The sequence below is a fragment of the Kribbella sp. NPDC055071 genome (assembly GCF_053608045.1).
Genome location: NZ_JBSGUS010000004.1, coordinates 31,560 through 54,428, shown reverse-complemented (window position 1 = coordinate 54,428; position 22,869 = coordinate 31,560). Strand labels below are relative to the sequence as shown.

Annotated in this window: 18 protein-coding genes and 1 riboswitch; of the genes, 6 read left to right on the top strand and 12 right to left on the bottom strand. The window is 68.5% G+C overall.

Annotated features, from left to right (window positions below; translation table 11 throughout):
- The first annotated feature begins 172 nt into the window (after positions 1–172).
- Positions 173–1,123, top strand: coding sequence for a type IV toxin-antitoxin system AbiEi family antitoxin domain-containing protein (locus ACWF4Z_RS08820; RefSeq protein ID WP_452242383.1), 951 nt, complete (start codon positions 173–175; stop codon positions 1,121–1,123).
- A gap of 329 nt (positions 1,124–1,452) precedes the next feature.
- Here ACWF4Z_RS08820 and nadA read toward each other — a convergent pair whose 3' ends face one another.
- Positions 1,453–2,643 (bottom strand): quinolinate synthase NadA, encoded by a 1,191-nt coding sequence (gene nadA, locus ACWF4Z_RS08815; protein ID WP_452242382.1) that lies wholly within the window; start codon positions 2,641–2,643, stop codon positions 1,453–1,455.
- A gap of 65 nt (positions 2,644–2,708) precedes the next feature.
- Positions 2,709–3,761: a WD40 repeat domain-containing protein gene (locus ACWF4Z_RS08810; protein ID WP_452242381.1), complete on the bottom strand. Its 1,053-nt coding sequence runs from the start codon at positions 3,759–3,761 to the stop codon at positions 2,709–2,711.
- 145 nt (positions 3,762–3,906) lie between these two features.
- Here ACWF4Z_RS08810 and ACWF4Z_RS08805 point away from each other — a divergent pair, with 145 nt between their 5' ends.
- Both ACWF4Z_RS08805 and ACWF4Z_RS08800 read left to right on the top strand, forming a co-directional pair.
- On the top strand, positions 3,907–5,058 hold the full coding sequence (locus ACWF4Z_RS08805) for a glycerate kinase family protein (RefSeq protein WP_452242380.1): 1,152 nt from the start codon (positions 3,907–3,909) through the stop codon (positions 5,056–5,058).
- Between the two features lie 148 nt (positions 5,059–5,206).
- Positions 5,207–5,563 carry a HesB/IscA family protein gene (locus ACWF4Z_RS08800; protein ID WP_452242379.1) on the top strand — a complete coding sequence of 119 codons (357 nt, stop codon included), beginning with the start codon at positions 5,207–5,209 and terminating at the stop codon, positions 5,561–5,563.
- A 70-nt stretch (positions 5,564–5,633) separates the two neighbouring features.
- Here ACWF4Z_RS08800 and ACWF4Z_RS08795 read toward each other — a convergent pair whose 3' ends face one another.
- Complete coding sequence (locus ACWF4Z_RS08795) at positions 5,634–7,076, bottom strand: MFS transporter (RefSeq protein ID WP_452242378.1); 1,443 nt, start codon at positions 7,074–7,076, stop codon at positions 5,634–5,636.
- Between the two features lie 112 nt (positions 7,077–7,188).
- Between ACWF4Z_RS08795 and ACWF4Z_RS08790 the strand changes: the two genes are divergently transcribed.
- A complete protein-coding gene (locus ACWF4Z_RS08790) occupies positions 7,189–7,899 on the top strand; it encodes a TetR/AcrR family transcriptional regulator (RefSeq protein WP_452242377.1) in 711 nt (236 codons plus the stop codon).
- Positions 7,900–7,925: 26 nt separating this feature from the next.
- Here ACWF4Z_RS08790 and ACWF4Z_RS08785 read toward each other — a convergent pair whose 3' ends face one another.
- Together ACWF4Z_RS08785 and ACWF4Z_RS08780 are read right to left on the bottom strand one after the other, a co-directional pair.
- Entirely contained in the window at positions 7,926–8,759 is an 834-nt protein-coding gene (locus tag ACWF4Z_RS08785) for a MerR family transcriptional regulator (protein WP_452242376.1), read from the bottom strand.
- Positions 8,760–8,785: 26 nt separating this feature from the next.
- Entirely contained in the window at positions 8,786–10,033 is a 1,248-nt protein-coding gene (locus ACWF4Z_RS08780; RefSeq protein ID WP_452242375.1) for an amidase family protein, read from the bottom strand.
- Between the two features lie 114 nt (positions 10,034–10,147).
- Here ACWF4Z_RS08780 and ACWF4Z_RS08775 point away from each other — a divergent pair, with 114 nt between their 5' ends.
- Positions 10,148–13,003, top strand: a complete 2,856-nt coding sequence (locus tag ACWF4Z_RS08775; protein ID WP_452242374.1) for an FAD-binding and (Fe-S)-binding domain-containing protein — start codon at positions 10,148–10,150, stop codon at positions 13,001–13,003.
- Here ACWF4Z_RS08775 and ACWF4Z_RS08770 read toward each other — a convergent pair.
- The 7 genes from ACWF4Z_RS08770 to ACWF4Z_RS08740 form a co-directional block, all read right to left on the bottom strand.
- Positions 12,950–14,170, bottom strand: coding sequence for a M20 family metallopeptidase (locus ACWF4Z_RS08770; protein WP_452242373.1), 1,221 nt, complete (start codon positions 14,168–14,170; stop codon positions 12,950–12,952). The two genes, ACWF4Z_RS08775 and ACWF4Z_RS08770, sit on opposite strands and share 54 nt — an antisense overlap.
- 10 nt (positions 14,171–14,180) lie before the next feature.
- On the bottom strand, positions 14,181–15,749 hold the full coding sequence (locus tag ACWF4Z_RS08765) for an allophanate hydrolase (RefSeq protein ID WP_452242372.1): 1,569 nt from the start codon (positions 15,747–15,749) through the stop codon (positions 14,181–14,183).
- Entirely contained in the window at positions 15,746–17,722 is a 1,977-nt protein-coding gene (locus tag ACWF4Z_RS08760; RefSeq protein ID WP_452242371.1) for a 5-oxoprolinase/urea amidolyase family protein, read from the bottom strand. Before ACWF4Z_RS08760 ends, ACWF4Z_RS08765 begins: the two co-directional genes overlap by 4 nt.
- Positions 17,723–17,724: 2 nt before the next feature.
- Entirely contained in the window at positions 17,725–18,342 is a 618-nt protein-coding gene (locus tag ACWF4Z_RS08755; protein ID WP_452242370.1) for an urea amidolyase associated protein UAAP2, read from the bottom strand.
- Positions 18,339–18,941 carry a DUF1989 domain-containing protein gene (locus tag ACWF4Z_RS08750; protein WP_452242369.1) on the bottom strand — a complete coding sequence of 201 codons (603 nt, stop codon included), beginning with the start codon at positions 18,939–18,941 and terminating at the stop codon, positions 18,339–18,341. The genes ACWF4Z_RS08755 and ACWF4Z_RS08750 overlap by 4 nt, the downstream gene beginning before the upstream one ends.
- Positions 18,938–20,488 carry an amino acid permease gene (locus ACWF4Z_RS08745; RefSeq protein WP_452242368.1) on the bottom strand — a complete coding sequence of 517 codons (1,551 nt, stop codon included), beginning with the start codon at positions 20,486–20,488 and terminating at the stop codon, positions 18,938–18,940. Before ACWF4Z_RS08745 ends, ACWF4Z_RS08750 begins: the two co-directional genes overlap by 4 nt.
- Before the next feature lie 53 nt (positions 20,489–20,541).
- Positions 20,542–20,667: riboswitch (guanidine-I (ykkC/yxkD leader) on the bottom strand.
- A gap of 122 nt (positions 20,668–20,789) precedes the next feature.
- Complete coding sequence (locus tag ACWF4Z_RS08740) at positions 20,790–21,524, bottom strand: hypothetical protein (RefSeq protein WP_452242367.1); 735 nt, start codon at positions 21,522–21,524, stop codon at positions 20,790–20,792.
- Positions 21,525–21,753: 229 nt separating this feature from the next.
- Between ACWF4Z_RS08740 and ACWF4Z_RS08735 the strand changes: the two genes are divergently transcribed.
- A complete protein-coding gene (locus ACWF4Z_RS08735; protein ID WP_452242366.1) occupies positions 21,754–22,866 on the top strand; it encodes a serine hydrolase domain-containing protein in 1,113 nt (370 codons plus the stop codon).
- Positions 22,867–22,869 lie beyond the last annotated feature (3 nt).

Here is a 22,869-nt window from a genome sequence, read left to right as displayed (position 1 = left end):
GCCGGCCCCTCAAATTTAGGGGGGCGGACGCAGATTCTCGCCGCGCAACCCACAAACTCAGGGGTCAGCCTCTGAGCTTGTGATGGGCTTGTGATGGGCTGTGGGACTGGGTTATCCACAGGGGCGGGAGGACAGGCGGCGGGCGGCGGGTCGATTCGGCCATGCTGGGTGGATGAATCCGATGCTGAAGCTGGTTTCGTCCAGCCAGGGCGGGGTGTTCAGCCGGAGTCAGGCCTTGAACTGCGGGTACACGCCACAACAGATACGTGACCGTCTCCAGTCCGGTCGGTGGGAACGCATTCGCCACGGCCGGTACGCCGAAGTCGTAGACCTGAGCGCATTTCCGGCCTGGGATCGGCAACTGCATAAGCATCGGCGCCTCGTCCACGCGGCGATGCACTCGGTCCGACCCGGGTCCTTCGTCGTCAGCCACCAGTCGGCGCTCGTTCTGCATCAATCGCCGCATTGGGCCATCGACTTGTCCGAAGCCCACCTGAGCCGGCTGGACGAGCGAAGGCACAGCGGTCCGGTGGCGGGGATCCGGTATCACCGGGGCCGCCTGTTACCCGCCGACCTGACTGAATGCGACGGCCTACCAGTCACAACGTTGGCCCGGGCCGTGGTGGAAACAGCCTGTACGACGTCCTTCGAGGCCGCGGTGGTGTTCATCGATGCCGCGTTCCGGAATCACGCGGTCGGCGACGAAGAACTGCTGAGGATCCTGGATGCGACGGAGTTTTGGGCGGGCAGCCCAACCGCCCGGCTGGCGATCGGTTTCGGTGACGGCCGGTCGGAGTCTGTCGGCGAGTCGCGACTGCGGGTGCTGATGCACAACCACGGTCTGCCGACGCCGGAGCTGCAGGTTGGGTACGAAGATGAGGACGGTTTCGTCGGCCGGGTCGACTTCGACTTTCCGGGGTACGAAACAATCGTCGAGTTCGATGGGATGCTGAAGTACGCCGAGGGATCGCCCGAGGTGCTGATCCGGGAGAAGGCCCGTGAGGACCGACTGCGGGCTCTGGGTTTGCAGGTTGTCCGGACCACCTGGTCCGATTTCGAGCACCCTTCCCGGGTTGCCGGCCGCATCCGGTCTGCCCTGAGTCGTTCACGTCGTACCCCCTAACACTCCAGCCCGCCGCACCGACGGCCGGAACACCACCGCGTGAGCACAGCGCGCCGCGTCACGCACTTTCAGGGGTCGGCCCCTGAAAGTGTGGGTGTGGCATCCGAAATTCGAGGGTGCAAGCCCCCACGTGAGGGGTCGGCCCCTGAAATGGGACGCGGAGCCGCGGAGCCGCGGAGCCGCGGAGCCGCGGGGCCGCGGGGCCGCGGGGCCGGAGCGCTGGGCGGTGGGCGGTGGGCGCGCCGGCGGGCACGGCGGTGGGCGGGCCGGCGGGCGGGGCGCCGAGGGCTGAGCGGCCGGCCCGCGGGCCGGTGGGTGGGTGAGGGTGGTTAGTCGCGGGCGGTTTTTCCTGGCAGGGCGAGCATGCGGTCGAGGGCGAGTTTGGCGTACTTCTCGGTGTCGGCGTCGACCTTGATGGGGTTGACGACGTGGCCGGCGACCAGGTTCTCGAGGGCCCAGACGAAGTGGGGGAGGTCGATGCGGTTCATCGTGGCGCAGTAGCAGACCGTCTTGTCCAGGAACACGATGTTCTTGTCGGTGTGCTGCTTGGCCAGCCGTTGGACCAGGTTGAGCTCGGTGCCGACGGCCCACGACGTACCGGGCTCGGCGGTCTCGAGGGTCTGGATGATGTATTCGGTCGAGCCGACCAGGTCCGCCTTCGTGACGACCTCGTGCTGGCACTCGGGGTGGACGATCACGTTGACGCCTGGGACGCGCGCCCGGACGTCGTCGACCGCGGCGGCGGTGAATCGACCGTGCACCGAGCAGTGTCCGCGCCACAGGATCATCTTGGCCGCGGCCAACTGCTCGCGGGTCAGCCCGCCGCCCGGCTTGTGCGGGTCGTACACGACGCATTCGTCGAGCGAGATGCCCATCTTCAGTACGGCGGTGTTGCGGCCGAGGTGCTGATCCGGCAGGAACAGCACCTTCTCGCCCTGCTCGAAGGCCCACTCGAGCGCGGTGTCGGCGTTGCTCGACGTACAGACCGCGCCGCCGTTGCGGCCGCAGAAGGCCTTGATGTCGGCGCTGGAGTTCATGTAGGTGACGGGCACGGTGACGTCCGCGACCCCGGCGTCGGCGAGGGCGTCCCAGGCCGCCTCGACCTGCTGGATCCGGGCCATGTCCGCCATCGAGCACCCGGCCGCGAGGTCCGGCAGGATCACGGTCTGGTTCTCGTTGGTGAGGATGTCGGCGGACTCGGCCATGAAGTGCACACCACAGAACACGATGTACGGCGCGTCCGGCCGGTTGGCCGCGTCGCGGGCCAGCTTGAACGAGTCACCGGTCACGTCCGCGAACTGGATCACCTCGTCGCGCTGGTAGTGGTGTCCCAGTACGAACACCTGGTCACCCAGCGCGGCCTTGGCCTTCAGCGCCCGCTCGACCAGATCCGGGTCGGAGGCCGGTGGCAGTGCGCCCGGGCACTCGACACCACGCTCGGAGTGCGGATCGGTGCTCTGACCCAGGAACAGCAACGGGAGGGACTTGGACCCCTCTGCGATCGTCGTCACATCACACATCGTGCCACGCCGCACCCCTCACCCCGCGTGGTACACATCACTGCCCAAACTGTGAAATTAACGCCTCACCCGAGCTGGATAGGAACGAGAGCGTTGCTGGCCACACCCGCCATGAGTGCCAGCTGGCCGTTGGGGGCGATCTCGAGGTCCCTCGCATTCGTCTCGAGCGGGACGGTCGTAGTGACGGCGTCGGTGGTGGTGTCGATGACCTCCAGCTCCGAGTGGATGTCCATCGGCTTGTCCGAGCCGTACACACCCGCCACGTAGATCTGCTGTCCGTCCGGGGTCATCGCCATCGCGTCGGTCGTCCCCTTGACCGGGATCTTCCCGACGACGGCGAGACTGGCGGCGTCGACCACGGAGACGAAGTTGGGCCGGTCCAGTTCGCTGGTGTGGTACGAGACGAAGATTCGCTTCCCGTCCGGTGTCACGACCACGTCGTCAGGCGTCTCTCCAGGCAACGTAAGGGTTTTGACCACCTTGCCGGTGACCGTGTTGACCACCGTCACCGCGTTGATCGGCTCACCGGTCGACTGTGCGCTGGTCAGGTATACGCGCTTGCCGTCGGGTGAGAGGGCGATGCCACCCCGGGTCCCGAGCGGCACATCCACGATCTGATCCACGCGGCGTTTGCGGACATCGATGCGTACGACGCCGTCGCCGTCGCTCGCGGCGTACAGGTACCGGCCGTCCGGCGCGACGACGAGGTCCTCCAACGAACTGCCGTCGAACTCGACCTTGCCGAGCTGGGACCGGTTCGAGGTGTCGAAGATGCGCACACCCCCGTCCCCGGCGAGGTAGGCCTGCTTGCCGTCCGGGCTGAACCGGACCTGCTTCCCGCCTTCGAAGATGAAGGCCACCGTATCGATCGTCTTGCGGCTCTGCAGATCGACGACAGTCAGGTCCTCGGGGTTGGCGACGTACGCGAACCTGCTGTCCGGCGTGATCGCCACCGACCAGACCTCGTGCGCGCTCGGAATCGATTCGCCGACCCGAGGCGTCGGCTTCGGCGTGGCGCTGGGCGGACTCGACGCGTTGGTCTTGTCGGTCTGCCCGCTGCACCCGCCCACAGCGAGCCCAACCACCAGTACCGCAGCCAGCGTCCGACGCACAGTCATCAATCCATCCCGTCCAGTCACCCCCCAGATCATGCCGTCCGAGCGGGCCGTCCGGGCGACGGTTGCAGGAAGTGGCAGCGCCGGTCTGGTTGCGGGGGTGGACGGGATGCCTGATCTGCGGGTGAGGTGCGGGAGGATGGGCGGCATGCGGATTCTGATTGCGCCGGACAAGTTCGCGGGCACGTTGACGGCCGTTGAGGCGGCTGCGGCGATCGAGGAGGGGTGGCGGCGGAAGGACCCGAACGCCGAGGTGCTGGTGGCGCCGATGGCCGACGGTGGACCGGGCTTCATCGACGTGCTCTCCGCGGTGGTCGACGGGACGCTGTTGTCGGTCACCGTCCGTGGCCCGCTCGGCGACGACACCCCGGCGACGGTGCTGGTGGCGGGGGAGACGGCGTACGTCGAAAGCGCGCAGGCGTGCGGGTTGCACCTGGTCGAGCCGAAGCTGCGGCGGCCGGAGGACGCGACGACGTACGGCGTGGGTCAGCTGATCGCGGCCGCGGTCGACGCGGGGGCGAAGCGGATCATCCTCGGACTCGGCGGGTCCGGGACGAACGACGCCGGCGCCGGCCTGCTCGCCGCACTCGGCGCGACCGCCGTCGGAGCCCCAGCAGCCGGAGCCCCAGCAACCGGATCTACGGCAGCCGGATCTACGGCGGCCGGCAGTCTCGAGTCGGGGGCCGCGGGTCTCGCCGCGCTGACGGCGGTGGATCTGGAGCCGGCACTGACGCGGGTCGCCGGGATCGAGTTCGTCGCGGCGAGTGACGTGGAGAATCCGATGCTCGGGCTGCGCGGCGCGACCAGCGTGTTCGGCAAACAGAAGGGCATCACCGACGACCGCAAGCCGGTGGTCGACGGCTGGTTGACGAACTTCGCCGAGCTGGCCGACCGCAAGACCGCGGACAAGAAGGGTGCCGGCGCGGCCGGTGGACTCGGTTACGCGCTGTTGCTGCTCGGTGCCGAGCGCGTCTCGGGGATCGACCTGGTCGCGGACCTGACCGGGCTGAAGGAGAAGGCGGCACAGGTCGATCTCGTCCTCAGCGGCGAGGGTGCGTTCGACTTCCAGTCCCGCGACGGCAAGGTGATCGCCGGAGTCGCCAAGGTCGCGAACGACGCGATGCGGCCCTGCGTCGTCCTGGCCGGGAAGGTCCAGATCGGCGCCCGGGAGATGCGGACGATGGGCGTGGAGTCGGCGTACTCGCTGGTCGAGCTGGTCGGGGAGGAGCGGGCTTTCGCGGACCCGCACGGCTCGCTCGCGGCGGTCGCGGAGCGGGTCGCCCGCACCTGGGCGCGCTGAAGAGTAACGAGACGGGTAGTTGATCCTGGAAATTGGTGTGCGACCATGGGAATGATCGTGGATCGGATGCTGTTGGTCCGCGATGACAGCGGATTTTCCGTGCCTGCCGTGGTGCGGGCAGGCACTTGAGAGATGACTGGAGTCAGGAATGACTGAAGCGCAGACCGAGCAGGCCGTCGCCACGGGTGTGATCCTCACCGATGGAGCCGCCGCCAAGGTGAAGGCGCTGCTCGAGCAGGAAGGCCGCGACGACCTCGCGCTGCGGGTCGCCGTTCAGCCGGGTGGATGCTCCGGGCTGCGGTACCAGCTGTTCTTCGACGAGCGCGAGCTCGACGGCGACGTGGTGGCCGGCTTCGGTGGCGTGAATGTCGTCACCGACCGGATGAGCGCGCCGTACCTCAAGGGTGCGTCGATCGACTTCGTGGACACGATCGAGAAGCAGGGCTTCACGATCGACAACCCGAACGCGACCGGCTCCTGCGCCTGCGGCGACTCGTTCAACTGAGTCTCTGATCGAAGCCCCCGCACCAGGTGGTGCGGGGGCTTCGTCATGCCCGGACTAGTGTGCGCCGCAGCTAATGAATAGCGTTTTCGCGGGCTCGCCTCGGCAGGAACCAGGTCACGCCGAAGCTGATCACGAAGAGGACGATCGCGACCAGGACGGTCGTCTTGGTCGCACCGAGGAACGCGTGCGCCGGTAGCAGCTGGAAGAAGATCGTGCCGATCACCGCGACCCCGATCGCGCCGCCGAACTGCTGCATCGCGGTCAGTACGCCGGACGCCGAGCCCGCGGCCTGGTCGTCGATCGAGGCCAGGATGATGTCGAACAGGGGCGCGAACACGAGTCCGGCACCGATCCCGGTGGCCAGGGTCGCCGGAACCAGGTTCCAGATCGTGGTCGCCTCGCCGTACATGTGCAAGGTGAACCAGACACCACCCATCGCCAGGGTCATCACCGCGACACCCAACTGCAGCGCCGTCCGCCCGAGCTTCGGTGCGAGCAGGCCGCCGGACAGCGGCGCGCCGATCGCGATTCCGAGGGAGAACGGGACCATCGCGAAGCCGGCCTTCAGCGGGCTGTAGTGCAGACCCAGCTGGGTGAACAGGTTGTAGACCAGCATGAAGCCGGACATTCCCAGGAAGAAGGTGGTGATGACGCCGAGGCCGGCGACGTACCCACGGCTGCGGAACAGGGACGGGTCGATGACCGGGTTGCCGGAACGACGTTCCCGCCAACCGAAGAGGGCGAACGCCGGGATCGAGGCGACGATCAGCAGGATGGTCCACACCGGCCAGCCGAGCTCGCGGCCCTGGACCAGCGGGTAGATCAGCAGGGCGGAGGCGAGGCTGACCAGGACGACGCCGATCGCGTCCATCCGGGGTGCGCCCGGCGTCTTCACCTCGGGCATGAACCGCAGGGCGCCGATCAGAGCCGCGATACCGATCGGGACGTTGATGAAGAAGATCATCCGCCAGCCGGCGTCGAACCAGTTCGCGTCGATCAGGACGCCGGCGAGGATCGGGCCGGCCACCGCCGACAGGCCCATCACCGGGCCGAACAGCGCGAACGCCTTGCCGATCTCGTCGGGCGGGAAGATCGCCTTCAGGATCGCGAACCCCTGCGGGATCATCACCGCGCCGAGCAGACCCTGCGCGAACCGGCTGCCGATCAGCAGCTCGGGGCTCGTCGACAGTCCGCAGATCGCGGAGGCGAGGGTGAACCCGACCGCGCCGATCACGAACAGCCGCCGCCGCCCGACCCGGTCGCCGAGCCGGCCGAAGCTGACCAGCCCGATCGCGAACGAGAGCGTGTAGCCGGCCAGCATCCATTGCATCGCCGACTCGGACCCGCCGAGCTCGGCGCGGATCGACGGCGCGGCGATGTTCACGATCGTCGCGTCGACGAGGTCCATGATCTCGGCGATCAGGATCGTCATCAGCACGATCCAGCGCCAGCGGTACGGCGCGGTCCCGGTCGTGCGGGTGGTTGTCGCGGGGTGGGTGGTGGCGGTGCTCATCGGTGGCTCCCTCGATGATGGATCGGCGTCCGTCGAACAGTGTTCGTCAACGAACACTGTTCTACTCTCGAACACTGTTCTCGTCAAGTACGGTGTTCGCTACAGTGGTCCCATGACCCAGTCGCCCTGGCAGCCGATCAGTCCCGCGAAACCCGTGCGTCCGGCCAAGGAGCCGCTGACCCGCGCGCGGATCGTGGACACCGCCATGCGGCTGATGGTCAAGGACGGGTACGACGCGGTCTCGATGCGCAAGATCGCTCAGGAGCTCGGCACCGGCGCCGCCTCCCTGTATGCCCACGTCGCGAACAAGCGAGAGCTCGATCAGCTGCTGGTCGAGCGCGCGGCCGAGCAGATGAACATCCCGCGGCACCCCGATCCCGATCGCTGGCAGGAGCAGCTCAAGGACGCGATGCGCGAGATCCTCCGCGTCATGCGGGCGAACCCGGGGGTCGCGCGGGCGGCGATCGGTCAGGTTCCGCTGGGGGAGCGCGCGCTGCTCAGCACCGAGTGGATCCTCGCGATCCTCAAGGCCGGCAAGCTCCCGGACCAGGCGGCCGCCTGGGCGGTCGACCTGATCCCGCTGTACGTCACCGCGGTCGCGTTCGAGGAGAGCGTTCAGGGGGCCGCCGGCTTCAGCGAGGATGACGTCGCCGGCTTCGTGTCTCAGATGCGTGCGTTCTTCGACAACCTGCCTGCCGACCGCTATCCGCTGACGGTCGCGCTGGCGTCGTCCTTGACCGCGGGTGCCACCGGTGACGAGCGCTTCGAGTTCGGCATCGCCGTCATCACCGCGGGGCTTGCGTCGCTGGCCCAGAAAGACTGATCAGAAAGACTGATCAGAAGGACTGATCAGAAGGACTGATCAGAAGGACTGATCAGGGGTTCCTGGAGTTCGGTCACCCAGTCGGCGGGGTCGTCCGGGCAGTCGAGATAGTGCTCGCGGGCGGGTTCGCCGGACCGATATCCGTTGTCATCGATCCAGCGGGCCAGCGCCTGCCACCCGGGCAGCACCTGGTCGATCGGACCGCGGTGGACCAGGGTCGCGACGCGCGTCGCCGGTAGATCGATCACCTCGAGACCGTTGAGGTTGCTCCCGGCATCGACCGCGGCCGGAACCGTCGCCCACACAACGACCTCGTCCTCAGCCTGCGGAGTTCGCGCGTACAGGCAGGTCAGGCGGCCGGCCGGACGGACCGTGGCGTCGGGGAGTCTGCGGCCGAGTTCGGCGCAGAGCGGATGAACGACCGGGCTGATGTCCTCCGGTGTGAAGCTCGCGGCCGTGGTGGTCAGCCCGACGAGCCGGATCGCGGGGAGTTCCTTGACGACCACGTCGGCGGCCGGTGCGTCGCCCTCGATACCACGCAGGCGGGACTCGACCTGGGCAAGCCGGGCATGGCTCTCGGCGACGGTTGCCTCCAACTCCGCACGCCGGATGGTCAGCAATGCGCGCACCTCGGCCGGGCTGATCTCGTCGACGATCATCGTTCGGACCTGCTCGAGGGAGAACCCGAGATCCTTGAGCGCGACGATCCGGTTCAGATCGGCCAGTTGGCCGGCGGTGTAACTGCGGTAGCCGGTGCCGGCATCGACGTACGCCGGTCGCAGCAGCCCGATCGCGTCGTAATGCCGCAGCATCCGCACCGACACTCGGCCGTGCCGCGCAAACTCTCCGATCGCGAACATGTCCGGACCCCCTCTCCGAGGCCTAGTCAATCAGCCAGGAGCTCGGCGAAGGTGATGGCGGTGTCGTCCTCGTGCCGCGGACCGATCACCTGCGCGCCGACGGGCAGACCCTCGGGCGTCCGGCCGATCGGCATGCTGAGGGCGGGGTGTCCGGTCAGTGCAGCGTGCGAGATCCAGAACACCTGGGCGTCGTACCGCTGCTCGCCGTACGACGTCGTGATCGTGCGCTCGTCGAAGGGGCGATCATCGTGCGGGAACGCCGTGGTGAAGCTGGTCGGACAGAGGAACACGTCGATGTCGTCGAAGTACCGCTGCCACCTCATTCGCGCGGCCATTCGGCGTCGTTCCTGCTCAACCAGTCCGGCAAGGGGCATCGACGACGGCGCTCCGCCGTGCAGTGCGAAGAACAGCTCGACCTGGGCGCCGAACGCCTCGGCCTGATCGACCGGATCGACATCGTCGGGCCAGCCTTCGACGATCTTCGCGCCGGTCCGGGCGAGGCGATCGATCGTGTCGGACAGTACGGCGCCAACCTCGCTCGACACGTTTGCGGCTGGATGGTCCGTGACGACGCCGACCCGGAAGTCCGCCAGCCGTTCCCGCCGCGAGGGCCTTAGCTCCCAGGAATACGGGTCTGATGGCCCGCCGGTCGCCCTTAGCGCGGTGCGGAGGTCGGCCGCCGATCGTGCGAGCGGTCCGATGGTCGACAAGTTCGGCAGCTCGGTCGGCAGCTCGGGCGGTCCGGGGAGCTGGAAACCGTCCAGCGGTACCAGTCCGGAGGTCGGCCTCAGCCCATAGACACCGCAGTACGCCGCAGGCAGTCGGATCGACCCGACCAGGTCCGACCCGTACTCCAGATAGCTCAGCCCGGCGGCGAGTGCGGCCGCGCCGCCACCACTCGACCCGCCTGGCGTGCGGCTGGCGTCAGCGGGATTGTTGGTCCGCCCATAGATCTCGTTCGTCGTCTGCCCGAAGTCCGCGAGCATCGTGTGGACGTTGCTCTTGCCGACGACGATCGCGCCGGCCCGGGTGAGCCGCTCGACCACAGCCGCATCCCGATCCGCGACGTACTCCGCGAACGCCGGGTTACCCCAGGTCGTCCGCATCCCCGCCACGTTAAAGCACTCCTTGACCGTCATCGGAACCCCGTGCAACACCCCAGACCCGCCCCGGTCGGCGGCGTCCGCGGCCTGGAGGGCGAACTCCGCCCGCGTTTCGACGATCGCATTGACCCGATCGTCGGCCGCGATCCGCTCGAGAAGCTGTTCAGTCACCTCGCGCGACGTGACCTGGCCCGTTCGAATCTGTTCCGCAACTTCTGTTGCCGTTGTCGTCATGCGGCCGGTCTACGGTCTGACACCGTGTCAGAGTCAACGTAGATTGTTCGCGTGGAGTACGACGTCGCGCGGTTGCTGGCCGGGTTGCGGCAGGAGCTGCGGGGAGTGGTCGCGGACGATCCGCGTACCCGGGCGCTGTATGCGGCCGACGGCTCGAACTACCGCGCCGTACCCGATCTGGTGGTTGTGCCCAGCGATGTCGACGAGCTGGCGACCGCGGTCGCGCTCACGGCGGCTGCCGGTGCGCCGGTGGTGCTGCGCGGCGGCGGTACGTCGATGGCCGGCAACTCGATCGGTGGCGTGGTGATCGACGCATCGCGGCACGTGAACCGGATCCTGGAGATCGACCCGGACGCCCGGACGGCGACGGTCGAGCCGGGTGTGGTGTTGACGCAGCTCTTGGCCGCAGCCAAGCCGTACGGGCTGGCGTTCGGGGCGGACCCGTCGTCGGGGAGCCGGGCGACCCTCGGCGGGATGATTGCCAACAATGCCTGCGGCGCGCACTCGGTGGCGTGGGGAACGACGGCGGACAATCTGCGGTCGCTGGACGTGATACTTGCCGACGGCAATCGGCTGGTGCTCGAGTCGGCCGGGGACAGAGCGCGGTCTGCGGCGCGGCCCGGGCGCGAGGGGGAGCTGCACCGGGCGCTGCAGTCGTTCGTGGATCGGCACGAGTTGCTGATCGGGCGGCGGTTCGGGCGGTTCAGCCGGCAGATCTCCGGGTATGCGCTGCAGCGGTTGCTGCCGGAGTACGGGTACAACGTGGCCGCGCTGTTGTCCGGGAGCGAAGGCGGTCTGGCGGCGACGCTGCGGGCGACCGTGCGGCTGAGTGAGTTGCCCAAGGCAAAGGTCCTGTGCGTGCTCGGGTTCGCCGACGCGATCGCCGCCGCGGACTGTGTGCCGGCCGTGCTCCGGCACCATCCGCTGACGATGGAGTCGATCAACAGCGACCTGGTCGAGCGGTTGCCGGCCGAAGTTCGCGACGCCGCGATCCGGGCCGGGTTGCCGGCCGGGAGGTCCTGGCTGCTGATCGAGCTCGGCGCCGACGACGAGGTGCTCGCGACCCGCGCGGCCCAGGCGCTACTCGACGAGCTCGGCACGACGACAGCCTCCACGGCGACGGATCCCCGGGCTTCCTTGGTGCCGGATCCCGGCGCGCAGAGTGTCCTGTGGCGGTGCCGCACGGATGCGGCCGGACTCGCGACGCGGCGGGCGGACGGTGCCGAGGCGTGGGGTGGTTGGGAGGATGCCGCCGTACCGCCGGAGCGTCTGGGTACGTACCTTCGCGGCCTCGACGAACTGCTCGGCCGGCATGGCCTGTCGGGAGCGTCGTACGGGCATTTCGGCGAGGGCTGCATGCACATGCGGATCGATTTCGACCTGCTCAGTCCGGGCGGAATCGCGACGTACCGGGAGTTCGTCGAGCAGGCGACCGACCTTGTGGTCGGGCTCGGCGGATCGGTGTCGGGCGAGCACGGCGACGGGCGGGCGCGCTCGGAGCTGCTGACGAAGATGTACGGCGCCGACGGCGTGCGGCTGTTCGCCGAGCTCAAGCAGCTCTGGGATCCGGCTCGCGTGATGAACCCGGGCATGATCGTCGACCCGCCACCACTGGATCAGGCGATCCGGCACGACGGGCCGGCGAAGGATCGTCAGCTGTTGACGCTCTTCGCGTATCCGGACGACGGTGACGACTTCGCGCAGGCGCAGCGGCGGTGCGTGGGGATCGGCAAGTGCCGGCAGACCTCGGGCGGCGTGATGTGTCCGAGCTACCAGGTGACCCGCGAGGAGCTGCACTCCACCCGTGGGCGTGCTCACCTGCTCTGGGAGATGCTCCAGAGCGACGTGATCACCGACGGTTGGCGCTCGGAGGAAGTGCGTGCCGGGCTGGACCTTTGCCTGTCCTGCAAGGGATGTCTGTCCGATTGCCCGGTGAATGTTGACATGGCGACGTACAAGGCCGAGTTCACCCAGCACCATTACGCCGGCCGTCCGTGGCGGCGGCCGTTGTCGCACTGGTCCATGGGCTGGCTGCCGCTCTGGGCGCGCCTCGCCCGGCCGATCCCGGCGCTGGCCAACCGCTTCACCCGGCTACGGCTGACCAAGCGCCTCGGCGGGATCGCGGCCGAGCGTGAGGTCCCGTCGTTCGCTCGGCAGACGTTCACTTCCTGGTTCGCGGGCCGTGAGAGCCCAAGAGGTGGGACCAAGGTGGTGCTGTGGCCGGACACGTTCACCGATCACCTCGCGCCGGAGATCGGCCGGGCGGCGGTGGAGGTGCTGGAGGCGGCCGGGTACGCGGTGGTGCTCCCGGACAAGCCGGTCTGTTGCGGGCTGACCTGGATCTCCACCGGTCAGCTGACGAAGGCTCGGCGGGTCCTGAACCGATCGCTCCAGGTCCTCGCGCCGCACCTCGCCGCCGGTACGCCGATCATCGGCCTCGAACCGAGTTGTACGGCGGCCCTCCGCCACGACGCACCCGATCTGGTGGCCGGCAACCCGCTCGCGGACCAGGCCGCCAAGGCGACCCGGACCTTCTCCGAATTCCTGGTCGACTCCGGCTGGGAACCGCCGCAGGTCGGGGGAGAGGCGTTGGTGCAGACCCATTGCCACCAGCACGCCGTGCTCGGATTCGACGCCGACCGCCGGCTGATGTCGGCGGCCGGCATCGACGCGACCATCCCCGACTCCGGGTGCTGCGGACTCGCCGGCAACTTCGGCTTCGAACGCGATCACTACGACGTCTCGAAAGCCATCGGTGAGCGGGTCCTGCTCCCCGCCGTACGATCGTTGCCCGAAGCAACCGCCGTACTGGCCGACGGCTTCAGCTGCCGCACCCAGATCGCCCAGGGCACCTCACGCCGAGCCCAGCACCTCGCCGAACTCCTGGCCGCGGGCCTGACCAAGTAGCCGGAGTGCGGCGAGCGTGTACGCGCGCGCCGCCGTGACGAGCTCGGCGATCGGCACCGATTCATCGGCACGGTGAGCCTGCGTCGTGACCGAACCGGGGCCAAGGACAACGACCGGTACGCCGAGATCGCGGGCGACATACCCACCGTCGCAAGCAGCGGTCCACCCGGCCAAAGGAATCGCCGGTCCACCGGCGTCGACCCGCGACGCCTCAGTGACCCGGACGAGCTGCGCGTCGGCCGCGGTCTCGAAGGCCGGCATCTCCATCGGCATCTCCAGGTCGACGGTCAGCCCGCGGTCCTCCAGTCGCAGCGCGCCGACGCGCTCGCGCAGATTGTCGAGGACCAGCGCAGGTGACTCGCCGGGCAGCAGCCGTCGGTCGGCCACCAGCACACACTCGGCCGGCACGATCGAACCGCCTGTGCCGCCGTTGATCTGACCCACACTCCAGGTCGCGGGACCGAGCAACGGATGCGGATCCGCAGCCAACTCGGCATGCAGGCGCTCGATCTCGGCAATCACCGTGGCCGCGCCGTAGATCGCGTTCGCGCCGTCGGCCGGGTTACCTGCGTGACACGCCTTTCCGTGGACGGCGACGCGCAGGTAGGAGTCGCCACGCGCCGCGATGATCGTCTGCAGGTCGGTCGGCTCCGCGGTGATGCACCCGACGAAGGATCGCTGCGGTTGAGCGACGTACGCGCGGATGCCCTTGCCGGTCTCCTCTTCGTCGACCACGGCCGCCAGTTCGACCGGACCACTCAACTCGGTCCCGCGGAGGGTGGCAAGAGCCACCAACGCGGCGGCGAGACCGCCCTTCATGTCCGATCCGCCGCGGCCGTAGATTCGCCCATCCCGAATCGCCGCACCGAACGGATCCGTGGACCAGCCGTCACCGACCGGCACGACGTCCGTGTGCCCGAGCAGCAACAACCCAGGACCGTTGCCCGCAGCAACCGTGATCGAGACGTTGTCCCGCCCGGGCTCGACCGGCGTGGTGACCACGTCGAGCCCGAGCTCCCGCCCGGCGGCCGCGAGGACCGCGACGGTCGCAGCCTCCTCGCCGGGCGGGTTCTGGCCACGGGCTCGCACCAGGTCGGTGGTGACCCGGACGAGCAGGTCTTCGTCGACACGGTCCAGGACAGTCTGCTCGGCGGCGGTCACACTCATGCCGCCGAAGCTACCGCTCCCGGCCCAGGTACGCGCGCCATCCGCCGTACGACGTGATGTCGCGGGCCGGATCCGCGGCATCCGCCGTACCCACGAACCCGAGGATCCGCCGTCCGTCCGACAACTCCAGCGGCCCGATCGCCAGCGGCGGTTCGACGGTCGACGCGAACCCACCGAGCTCGGCCGTCGGCAAGCTCCACACCTCGACCTCGATCCCCGGCCCTGGATCACCCGACGGCGTCAGTCCCGGTCGCGGCCCGTCGACCAGATACATCCGGTACGACGAAGCAGTCCGGGCCGCCGCCACGAGCCGCCCACCCCGTCGTACCAGCTCGTGGTTCAGCGGCTGGCCGCTCAGGTGCGCACCAGCAACCGCCAGCAAGACCTCCTCCGGACCGCACCACAGGTCGGCCAGGTCGATCAGTACCCGATCGTGTCCCGCCGGCGCGAGCAACTGCACCCCGAACGGCAACCCGTCGGCTCGATCCGGACCAGGGAACGCAACAGCGCAGAGATCCAGCAGGTTGACCATATTCGTGAACCGTCCGAGCCGGCTGTTCGCGCCGATCGGATCCGCGGCGACCTCCGCGAGCGTCGGATGCCCCGGCGTCACCGGAAGCAGGAGTGCGTCGAGCTGCGTCCACAAATGCTCACTCGCCCGCGCCAACGCCGCAAGCCGATCGAAACCGGCGAAGGCGTCCGCCGCTGTCAAAGCAGCACCCGCCCGGACGATTGTCCGTACGGTCGGATCCACCGCCGGCGAGTCGTCCAGCTTGTCCCCGAACGCCAACCAGCGTTCGGCCAGCCACGGCCCGGAGTACAGCAACTCTGCTGCCTCCAGCAACGGCCGCACATCAACCTTCACTACGTCGCCAAGGCGATCCGCCTGGTCGAGCGTCTGCTGCCACGCCTGTTCGTGCAGCGGGTCGAGCTCGAGCGCCACATCGGGTACGCCGATCACCGCCGGGCTGCTCGGATCGCGACCAGGCCGGTGGTGCGGCAGCGATTCGTACCGCCGTGACCACGCGTCGTCGGGGTCGAAGGCAACCATCACCTCGAAGGCGCGCCGCGCCGTACGGACCGAGCGCGCCAGCACTGTCACACAGTCGAGCGACCGGCACGCCGGAACCACGCCTCGGGCCGAGACCAGACCGCGCGATGGTTTGATGCCGACAATCCGATTGAAGGCGGCCGGCACGCGCCCACTCCCGGCCGTGTCGGTGCCGAGGGCAAAGTCGACCTCCCCGCTCGCGACTGCGACGGCGCTGCCCGAACTCGAGCCGCCCGACACATGCTCGGCGGAGAAGACCGAGTGGCACGCGCCGTACGGCGATCGGGTGCCGACGAGACCGGTCGCGTACTGGTCCAGGTTCGTCTTGCCCAGTGGCACCGCACCGGCTTCGATCAGTCGGTCCACCACGAAGGCGCTGTGGGTCGCTGGTGTGGTGTTGCGTGGATCGCCGGCAGTGGTCGGCACCCCGGCGAGGTCGATGTTGTCCTTGAGCGCCATCCTGAGCCCGTGCAGCGGCCCGGGCCGGGGCTCCACCGGGTCCACCGTGCTGATCCAGGCGTTGTTCATGCGCCCCACCTCGCGCGCTCGGCGTCGAACGCGGCCCGGCGCTTCGCCCGGATGGTGGCGATATCCACAGGTGCCTCCTGCTCGATCCGGCGTACGTCGGCGATCGAGAACGTGGCCGGACCGACCCGCAGGTCCGCCCGTCCGGCCTTGATCTCAGCCCGCTCGTGAGCGAGCTGTTCCGCGCTGACCGGAGTGAATCTGATCAGGTCGAACTGGCGGAGCAACCACGGTTGTTCGTCGTCGGGGGCGAGCCGCCAGACCGGCACGGTCCGCCCCACCAACTGGTACCCGCCCGGCCCTTCCATGCCGTACACGCACAGGTAGATCCCGCCGATCCCGACCGCGTTCTGCGGCGTCCAGGTCCGGGCCGGGTTGTACTTGGTCGTGACGAGCCGGTGCCGTGGGTCGATCGGCACGGCGACCGGAGCGCCGAGGTAGACGTCGCCGAGGCCGACCACCAGGTATGTCGCCTGCTGGACGATCTCGAACACCTCGTCGCGGTGTCGCAGATCGTTGACCCGGCGGATGAACTCCACGTTGTCCGGGCACCACGGCGCGTCCGGCCGGACCGAGGTCGCGTACCGGCGCATCGCCTCGTGCGCCTCCGGATGGTCGAAGGCGATCGGCAACGTCACCTCCCGGGCCGGCAGGACGACGGTCTCGGGGTCCGCCAGCCCGGCCGCCAGGAACGCCAGCCGCTCCGCCAGCTCGATCAACCCGAGCCGGGCGGAGTCGACCGCGATCAGTATCGATCGCACGCCCTCCACGATCTCGGTAACCCCCTCCGGCCGCTGCGCGCGCAACGCCTGGGCCAGGAGGTGGATCCAGACCCGGACGGTGAGATCGAGCTCGGCCGGACCGGCTTCGACCAGGAGATGCCGTTCGCCGGCGCAACGGATCGTGTACGGCGGGGTGCCGTCGGACTGATGCAGCACCTCCGGACGGGCCGCGCCCGCGACGACCGGGACCGGCGGCGCCGGGGGCTGTCGCAGGTCCGCGAGCCACGTACGTCGTTCCTCGATCGCCGCGGCGGCCGTGTCGACCGAGACCGGGACCAACGCGACGGTGTCCCCGGCTCTCAACTGCCCGAGCATCCAGCGGTCCGCCTCGATCACCACAGCCGGTACGACGAAGCCGCCGAGCGACGGCCCGTCCTTGCCGACGATGACCGGGGTGTCGCCCGACAGCATGATCCCGCCGACCGGGTACGCGGAGTCGTGCACGTTCGACGGATGCAGACCGGCCTCGCCGCCGTCGCTGCGTGCCCAGCCCGGCATCGGGCCGGTCAGTCTGACGCCGGTGCGGTCGGATCGATGGTCGACAACCCACTCGGTGCCGAAGAACTCCTCGACGCCCTCGGCAGTCAGGTGATCCGGCGCGCCATGCGGTCCGGGAATGACCCGGACCCGCCAGTTGCCGTCGATCCTGGGCAGCTCTACGGACAGCGGCGTGAGCAGGTTCTCCCGACGACCTAATGGCAGCTGATCACCCGCCGCGAGTGGTCTGCCGTCGTACCCCCCGAACCCGCCCAGCACGAAGGTCGAGCGGCTGCCGAGCACCTGCGGGACATCCAGCCCACCCTCGATCGCCAGATATCCGCGCAGACCGGGTCCATCGAGCGGACCGAGGTCGAGGACGGATCCGGCCGGCAGTTGGACCACCAGCCCGGGTCGCACCCGCCAGCCGTCCTCACTCCTCCCCCTCTTTCCTTCCTTCCCTCTTATGGTTGCCTTGGTGACGGACCCGCCCACGCAGATCAGTCGGTCCTCGTCGCAGGTCAGCTTCGGTCCGGCGACCACGCATTCGAGCCCGGCCGCGGTGGCTGGGTTGCCGACCGCGGCGTTCACCAGGGCGAAGCTGAGTTCGTCCGCTGCTCCCGACGGGGGTACGCCGACGTCCCACAGCCCGGGTCGTCCGGCGAGGTCCTGAACGGTGGTCTGGATTCCCGCGGTGATCACGGTGATGACGGCCATCGTCACCACCAGCCCAGGAGCTGTACCGGCGTCGGATTCCAGCCGTTGCACGGGTTGTTGATCTGCGGACAGTTGCTGATCAGGACGAAGATATCCCGGCTCGCGGTGAGTTCGACGTACCGGCCGGGGGCGGACAGGCCATCGTCGAACCTCAGGTCACCGGCGGGGGTCACCGGGACGTTCATGAAGAAGTTGACGTTGTGGGTCAGCTGTCGCTGCCCGATGCCGACCGGCGCGCCGTAGGTGAGAAACGTTTGGCGGCAGGCGTGCTGATGCCGGGTGTGAACGCCGTACCGGATGACGTTGCTTTCCTGGGAACAGGCACCGCCAACGGTGTCGTGCCGGCCGCAGGTGTCGTCGGTGATCACGGCCAGTTCGTCGCGATCGGTCGATACGAGCCGCGATCCTGTGGTCAGGTAGACGGCTTGCTGGGCGCGGATCGTGTCGAAGGCGGAGTAGCGGTTGTCGATGTCGTGGGCGTCGTAGAACAAGGTGTCCACGGCTTGGTTGCCGTGCAGGTCGACGATCCGCAGCCGACCGTTCGCCGGCACGGTCAGCAGCGCGCCGTCGCCGGCTTCGACCACGGTGTCGAGGGCAACGTTCGTCTCGAGCAGGCTCACGCGATCAACTCCCGGGTCAGCTCGAGAGCACGGATCGCTTCGGGCCGCAGCTCTGGAGTTTCGGAGTCGGCTGCTTCGATCTGGACTGCGATGGGCGCTGGATCCGTGCTGGACAACGGATGCGGCGCGGTGGAGATGAACATGAGCAGGTCCTGCTCGGCCCGTAACGTGACGCTGTCGCCGGCGTGCGCGTGGTCGGGGACGAAACTCAGCGAGGCCTGCGGGTCGTCGCCGATGCCGACCTTGGAGAAGAAGTTGATGCAGCCGTGCAGGTCGGCCGGGCCGAAACCGTGCTTGGCCAGTTCGAGCCGCAGGAGCTGGTCGGGACCGTGCCCGGTGAGGCAGTCGTGCCAGTCGAGCGTCGAGGCGACGACGGTGGCCAGCGCGAGGCCACGGTCCGACATCAGAACCAGGCCGGCTCGGACTCGCGCGGTCATCTGCGACTTCAGGGTGTCCGGGATGTTCAGGCGGTCGAGCCGGTCGGCGCCGATGATCAGCACGGTGGCGTTCGCCCCGTCGCCGAGCGCCGACAGCGTGATGGCCCGGCTCGCGCGGACCGGTACGGACCAGGCCGCGGCACCAGGGATCTCGTGCCTCATGCGGTCGCTCCTTCGACTGCGGTGGCGGTCGAGGAGTGGTAGGCCCGACGTTGGCTGCTGTACGCGATGACACCGCCGATCGCGACAATCGCAAGCGTGAGGAGCGGAAGGTAGTGCAGGTACCACGCCTCGCCCGCCGGGTCGTACACGTCGGCCCGCGGCCAGCCGAGGTTGATCGCCATCGCGAGTCCGTAGGTGACCGCGAGAATGTTGACCACCAGGCCGAAGCGCCCGAGTGAGAACAACGGCCGCCCGTTCTCGTCCACCCCCGCGGAGAGTCCGTTGCCCGTGAACCGACGTACCAGCAGCGGCGTGGTGACCATCAGGTAGGCGATGTAGAGCAGCATGATGCAGACGCTGGCGAGGCCGAGGAAGAGACCGGCGTTGCCCACGTTGACGACCAGGCAGACAGCGGCCAGCACGCCGGGCACGATCGTCGCCGCGACCGGAGTGCCGGTACGGCGGGACACCTGGCGCAGCCGCGCCGACCCGGGCAGGACGTTGTCGCGGGCCATCGAGAAGATCATCCGGGCGGCCGCGGTCTGGATCGCCAGCGTGCACACGCAGACGGCGAGTGCGACATCCAGGAGCAGCAGCTTGCCTGCGGTCGTGCCGAGCCGGCTGGTCAGCACGTAGGGGAGTCCCTGGGTGGCGAGATCGCCGTCGGTCAGCGACGGCGCCGCCATCAATGCGGCGATGATGAGGAACGCGCCGCCGATCCCGGAGGTGATGACAGCGCGGAGGATCGTCCGGGGCGTGGTCGCGCGCGGCTTGTGCGTCTCCTCGGCCAGTTCACCCGCACTGTCGAAGCCGACCAGCACGTACGCCGCCATCAATGCCGAGATGAGCAGCGGTACGACGTACCCGGTCGAGCTGTCGAGGTTCGTCGTATGCAGAACCACCGATGGTCCGCGCTCGGCGCGGCTGGTCAACAAGATGACGATCAGTACGACGCCGACGAGCTCGCAGGTCACGCCGACCGAGTTGATGATGGCTGTGATCCGCACGCTGGTCGCGTTGATCAGAGTGGTCACCACGAGCAGCAGACAGCCCAGTACGACGGCGTTGGCGGCGCCGTCCTTCGACGACAAGGCAGAGTCCGTGCCGACGAGTTGGAAGCCGGACCAGACCGCGGGCAGGACAACCTGCAACGCGATCGCCGCGGTTGCGAGCGTGATGATCTGTGCGATGACCATCGTCCAGCCGGCGAACCAGCCGACGACTGCGCCGCCGAGTCGCCGCGCCCACTGGTAGATCGCCCCGGACAACGGGTACCGGGCGGCGAGCTCGGCGAAGCACAGCGCGACCGTCAGTTGACCGGCCAGGACGATGGGCCAGGTCCAGAAGAACGCCGTACCGCCGAAGCCGAATCCGAGCCCGAAGAGCTGGAACACGGTGGTGAGGATCGACACGAACGAGAAGCCGGCCGCGAACGAGGCGTAGCTGCCGACCCGGCGCGAGAGTTGCTGGGCGTAGCCGAACCGGCCCAGATCGTCGGTGTCGCGCTGGTCGATGGGTGAGGTCAGTGTTTCAGGGGTGGCTGACATTCCGGCCTCCGTCGGATCGGCCCGGAATGCACGGCAGCCCGGGGCCATTCAAGGCCTCCCGGGCTTTTGTCCCGCCGTGGAGCGACGCCGTCCTGACAGCCTCCGCCGTCGTGAAGCACCGCCTCCCCTCTCGGACCAGGCCTGCCGACCTCGGCAGCGGAACCCTAGGGGCGCCCCGCCGGTTCGGCGGGTCTCTTGTAGTTCAGGGCGTGCCGGTTTCCGGCGTCGTCGCCGCGTGTAACAGCGCTGTAAAGGATTCCTCTCACCCCACGGGAGGGTGAGAGGAATCCGGAGAGCAGCTCTACTTGCTGATGGCTGCCGAGAAGAAGTCCCAGATCGTCTTCGCCTGCGGGACGTAGACGCGGTAGTGCATGGTCCGGTTCGGGGACCAGACGAAGGTCGCCGCACCGGACTTGTTGGTGGTCACCTTGGCGAGGTGCTTCCAGACCGTCGTACCCGGCGCCTTGTACTGCAGGTTGACCTGCTTGTTCGGCCAGAGGGTGAGCTTGTTGGTCTTCGGGTTGTAGTAACCGGCCTTCGCGACCACGGTCGTCTGCGCGCCCTTGCGGCCGGCGGTGATGGTGGCCGACGACGCGAACTTCTGGGTCGTGGCGAGCGTTCCTAGGATCGCGACGTTGTTGCCGGCGGCGTCCGTCGCGTACGGATCCTCGGCGTGCGCCGGGCCCCAGCCGACGCTGCCGGTCGGGTCGGTGAACGCGTACAGCTCCAGGTTCGCGAAGTGTTTGTCCGCCGGGAGGTTGGTGAAGTTGAGGTAGTTGGTCTCGTCGTCGCCGGGCTGGACGCCCTTCCAGTCGGCGTTGTAGACGCTGGCCGGGCAGTTCTTGTCCAGGCCGATCGTGTACGTGGTCTTCCGGGCGCGCATGACCAACTTGGCCGGAATCAACGGCTTGCAGACAGGCAGTGCGGCGGTGCTGGTAGGGGCGGTCGCGGCGGCCGGCGCGGCCTGTGCGGGTGCGGCGAGGGCCAGACCGGACATCAGCAATCCGGTTGCCGCTAGCAACGAGGTGTAACGCATCGGTGGTTCTCTCCCTTGCACGATGACAGTGGCAGCCTCGACGGTAGGCAGCCGGATCGCGCCGTGGGCGCCGAACGCGGGGATGCTGCATGTTCGGAAACACCCCCGTGCCCGATCAGGCCCTCACTCGTTGCCCCGGGCCCATGAGTCCCGTAGGGGACCTAGGTCCCCTACGGGACCGGGTCCTAGCGTGATTGAGGACACACCTGAGCCCGGAGAGGGTGAGCGGGTGAGACGAACCTTGATGCGTTACCGCCTGATCATTCCGATGCTCGCGTTCGCGGCACTCCTACCAGCGGGGGCGGCTGGGGCCGATGAGTCGGCTCTCGGCAAGGCCGTCCATCAGACCGTCACCGACGGCTTTACGGCGACGGTCGTACAAGTGCGTGACGGCGCGAAGGTGACGGCGTTGGCCGACGGTGTCGCCGACGTTCGGACCGGCGAGCCCGCCCGCGTCGCCGATCGATTCCGGATCGCCAGCAACACCAAGTCGTTCGTGTCCACGGTCGTACTGCAGCTCGAGGCGGAAGGGCGCCTCTCGATCAACGACAGTGCGTCTCGCTGGTTCCACGGGCTGGACCGTCGGATCACCCTCCGCCAGTTGCTCAACCACACCAGCGGTGTCTACGACCCGACGACCGAGCGCGGCTTCTGGACGCCGTACCTGGATCGCGGCGATCGGTCGTACGTCTACACCCCGGACCGCGTGATCGCGATGGCGTTGGCCCATCAGCCGACCAACGCTCCGGGGGAGACGTACGCGTACTCCAACACCAACTACCTGATCATCGGCAAGATCATCGAGAAGGTCACCGGGCACACCCCTGCCGCCGAGATTGCCGCGCGCTTGCTGAAGCCGCTCGGCCTCAGGAACACCTACTTTCCGACGATCGATCCGTTCCTCCATGGCCCGCACCTGCATGGTTACGACCTGAGCGAGCCCATGCAGGACATGACCACGTTCAGCCCGTCGTACGACTGGACGGCAGGCGCGATGGTCTCCACAGTCGACGACCTGTCCCGGTTCCACCGAGCGCTGTTCGGAGGTCTCCTGCTGCCGGCCACGCAACAGAAAGAGTTGCTGACGACGGTGCCGTCTTCTCCCACGACCGCATATGGTCTCGGTGTCGAAGGGATGCCGTCCCCGTGCGGTGACGGTGTGCTCTGGGGTGCGACCGGCAGCGGGCCAGGCTTCACGAGCGTGTCGATGAGCACGGCCGACGGGCGCCGGCAGCTGGTGCTCGTCGGCACGCGGTTCGACGTCGCGAAGGAATTGGCCGACGAGTTCCCGATTCCGGTCGGCAACGGCTATCCCCAGGTCCTGCAGGCTGCGTTCTGCTGAGCG

Bases quoted from the DNA above. Each gene is read 5' to 3' on its own strand.
- ACWF4Z_RS08820 (WP_452242383.1), top strand. From the start codon at position 173: ATGAATCCGATGCTGAAGCTGGTTTCGTCCAGCCAGGGCGGGGTGTTC.
- nadA (WP_452242382.1), bottom strand. From the start codon at position 2,643: ATGTGTGATGTGACGACGATCGCAGAGGGGTCCAAGTCCCTCCCGTTG.
- ACWF4Z_RS08810 (WP_452242381.1), bottom strand. From the start codon at position 3,761: ATGACTGTGCGTCGGACGCTGGCTGCGGTACTGGTGGTTGGGCTCGCT.
- ACWF4Z_RS08805 (WP_452242380.1), top strand. From the start codon at position 3,907: ATGCGGATTCTGATTGCGCCGGACAAGTTCGCGGGCACGTTGACGGCC.
- ACWF4Z_RS08800 (WP_452242379.1), top strand. From the start codon at position 5,207: ATGACTGAAGCGCAGACCGAGCAGGCCGTCGCCACGGGTGTGATCCTC.
- ACWF4Z_RS08795 (WP_452242378.1), bottom strand. From the start codon at position 7,076: ATGAGCACCGCCACCACCCACCCCGCGACAACCACCCGCACGACCGGG.
- ACWF4Z_RS08790 (WP_452242377.1), top strand. From the start codon at position 7,189: ATGACCCAGTCGCCCTGGCAGCCGATCAGTCCCGCGAAACCCGTGCGT.
- ACWF4Z_RS08785 (WP_452242376.1), bottom strand. From the start codon at position 8,759: ATGTTCGCGATCGGAGAGTTTGCGCGGCACGGCCGAGTGTCGGTGCGG.
- ACWF4Z_RS08770 (WP_452242373.1), bottom strand. From the start codon at position 14,170: ATGAGTGTGACCGCCGCCGAGCAGACTGTCCTGGACCGTGTCGACGAA.
- ACWF4Z_RS08765 (WP_452242372.1), bottom strand. From the start codon at position 15,749: ATGAACAACGCCTGGATCAGCACGGTGGACCCGGTGGAGCCCCGGCCC.
- ACWF4Z_RS08760 (WP_452242371.1), bottom strand. From the start codon at position 17,722: ATGGCCGTCATCACCGTGATCACCGCGGGAATCCAGACCACCGTTCAG.
- ACWF4Z_RS08750 (WP_452242369.1), bottom strand. From the start codon at position 18,941: ATGAGGCACGAGATCCCTGGTGCCGCGGCCTGGTCCGTACCGGTCCGC.
- ACWF4Z_RS08745 (WP_452242368.1), bottom strand. From the start codon at position 20,488: ATGTCAGCCACCCCTGAAACACTGACCTCACCCATCGACCAGCGCGAC.
- ACWF4Z_RS08740 (WP_452242367.1), bottom strand. From the start codon at position 21,524: ATGCGTTACACCTCGTTGCTAGCGGCAACCGGATTGCTGATGTCCGGT.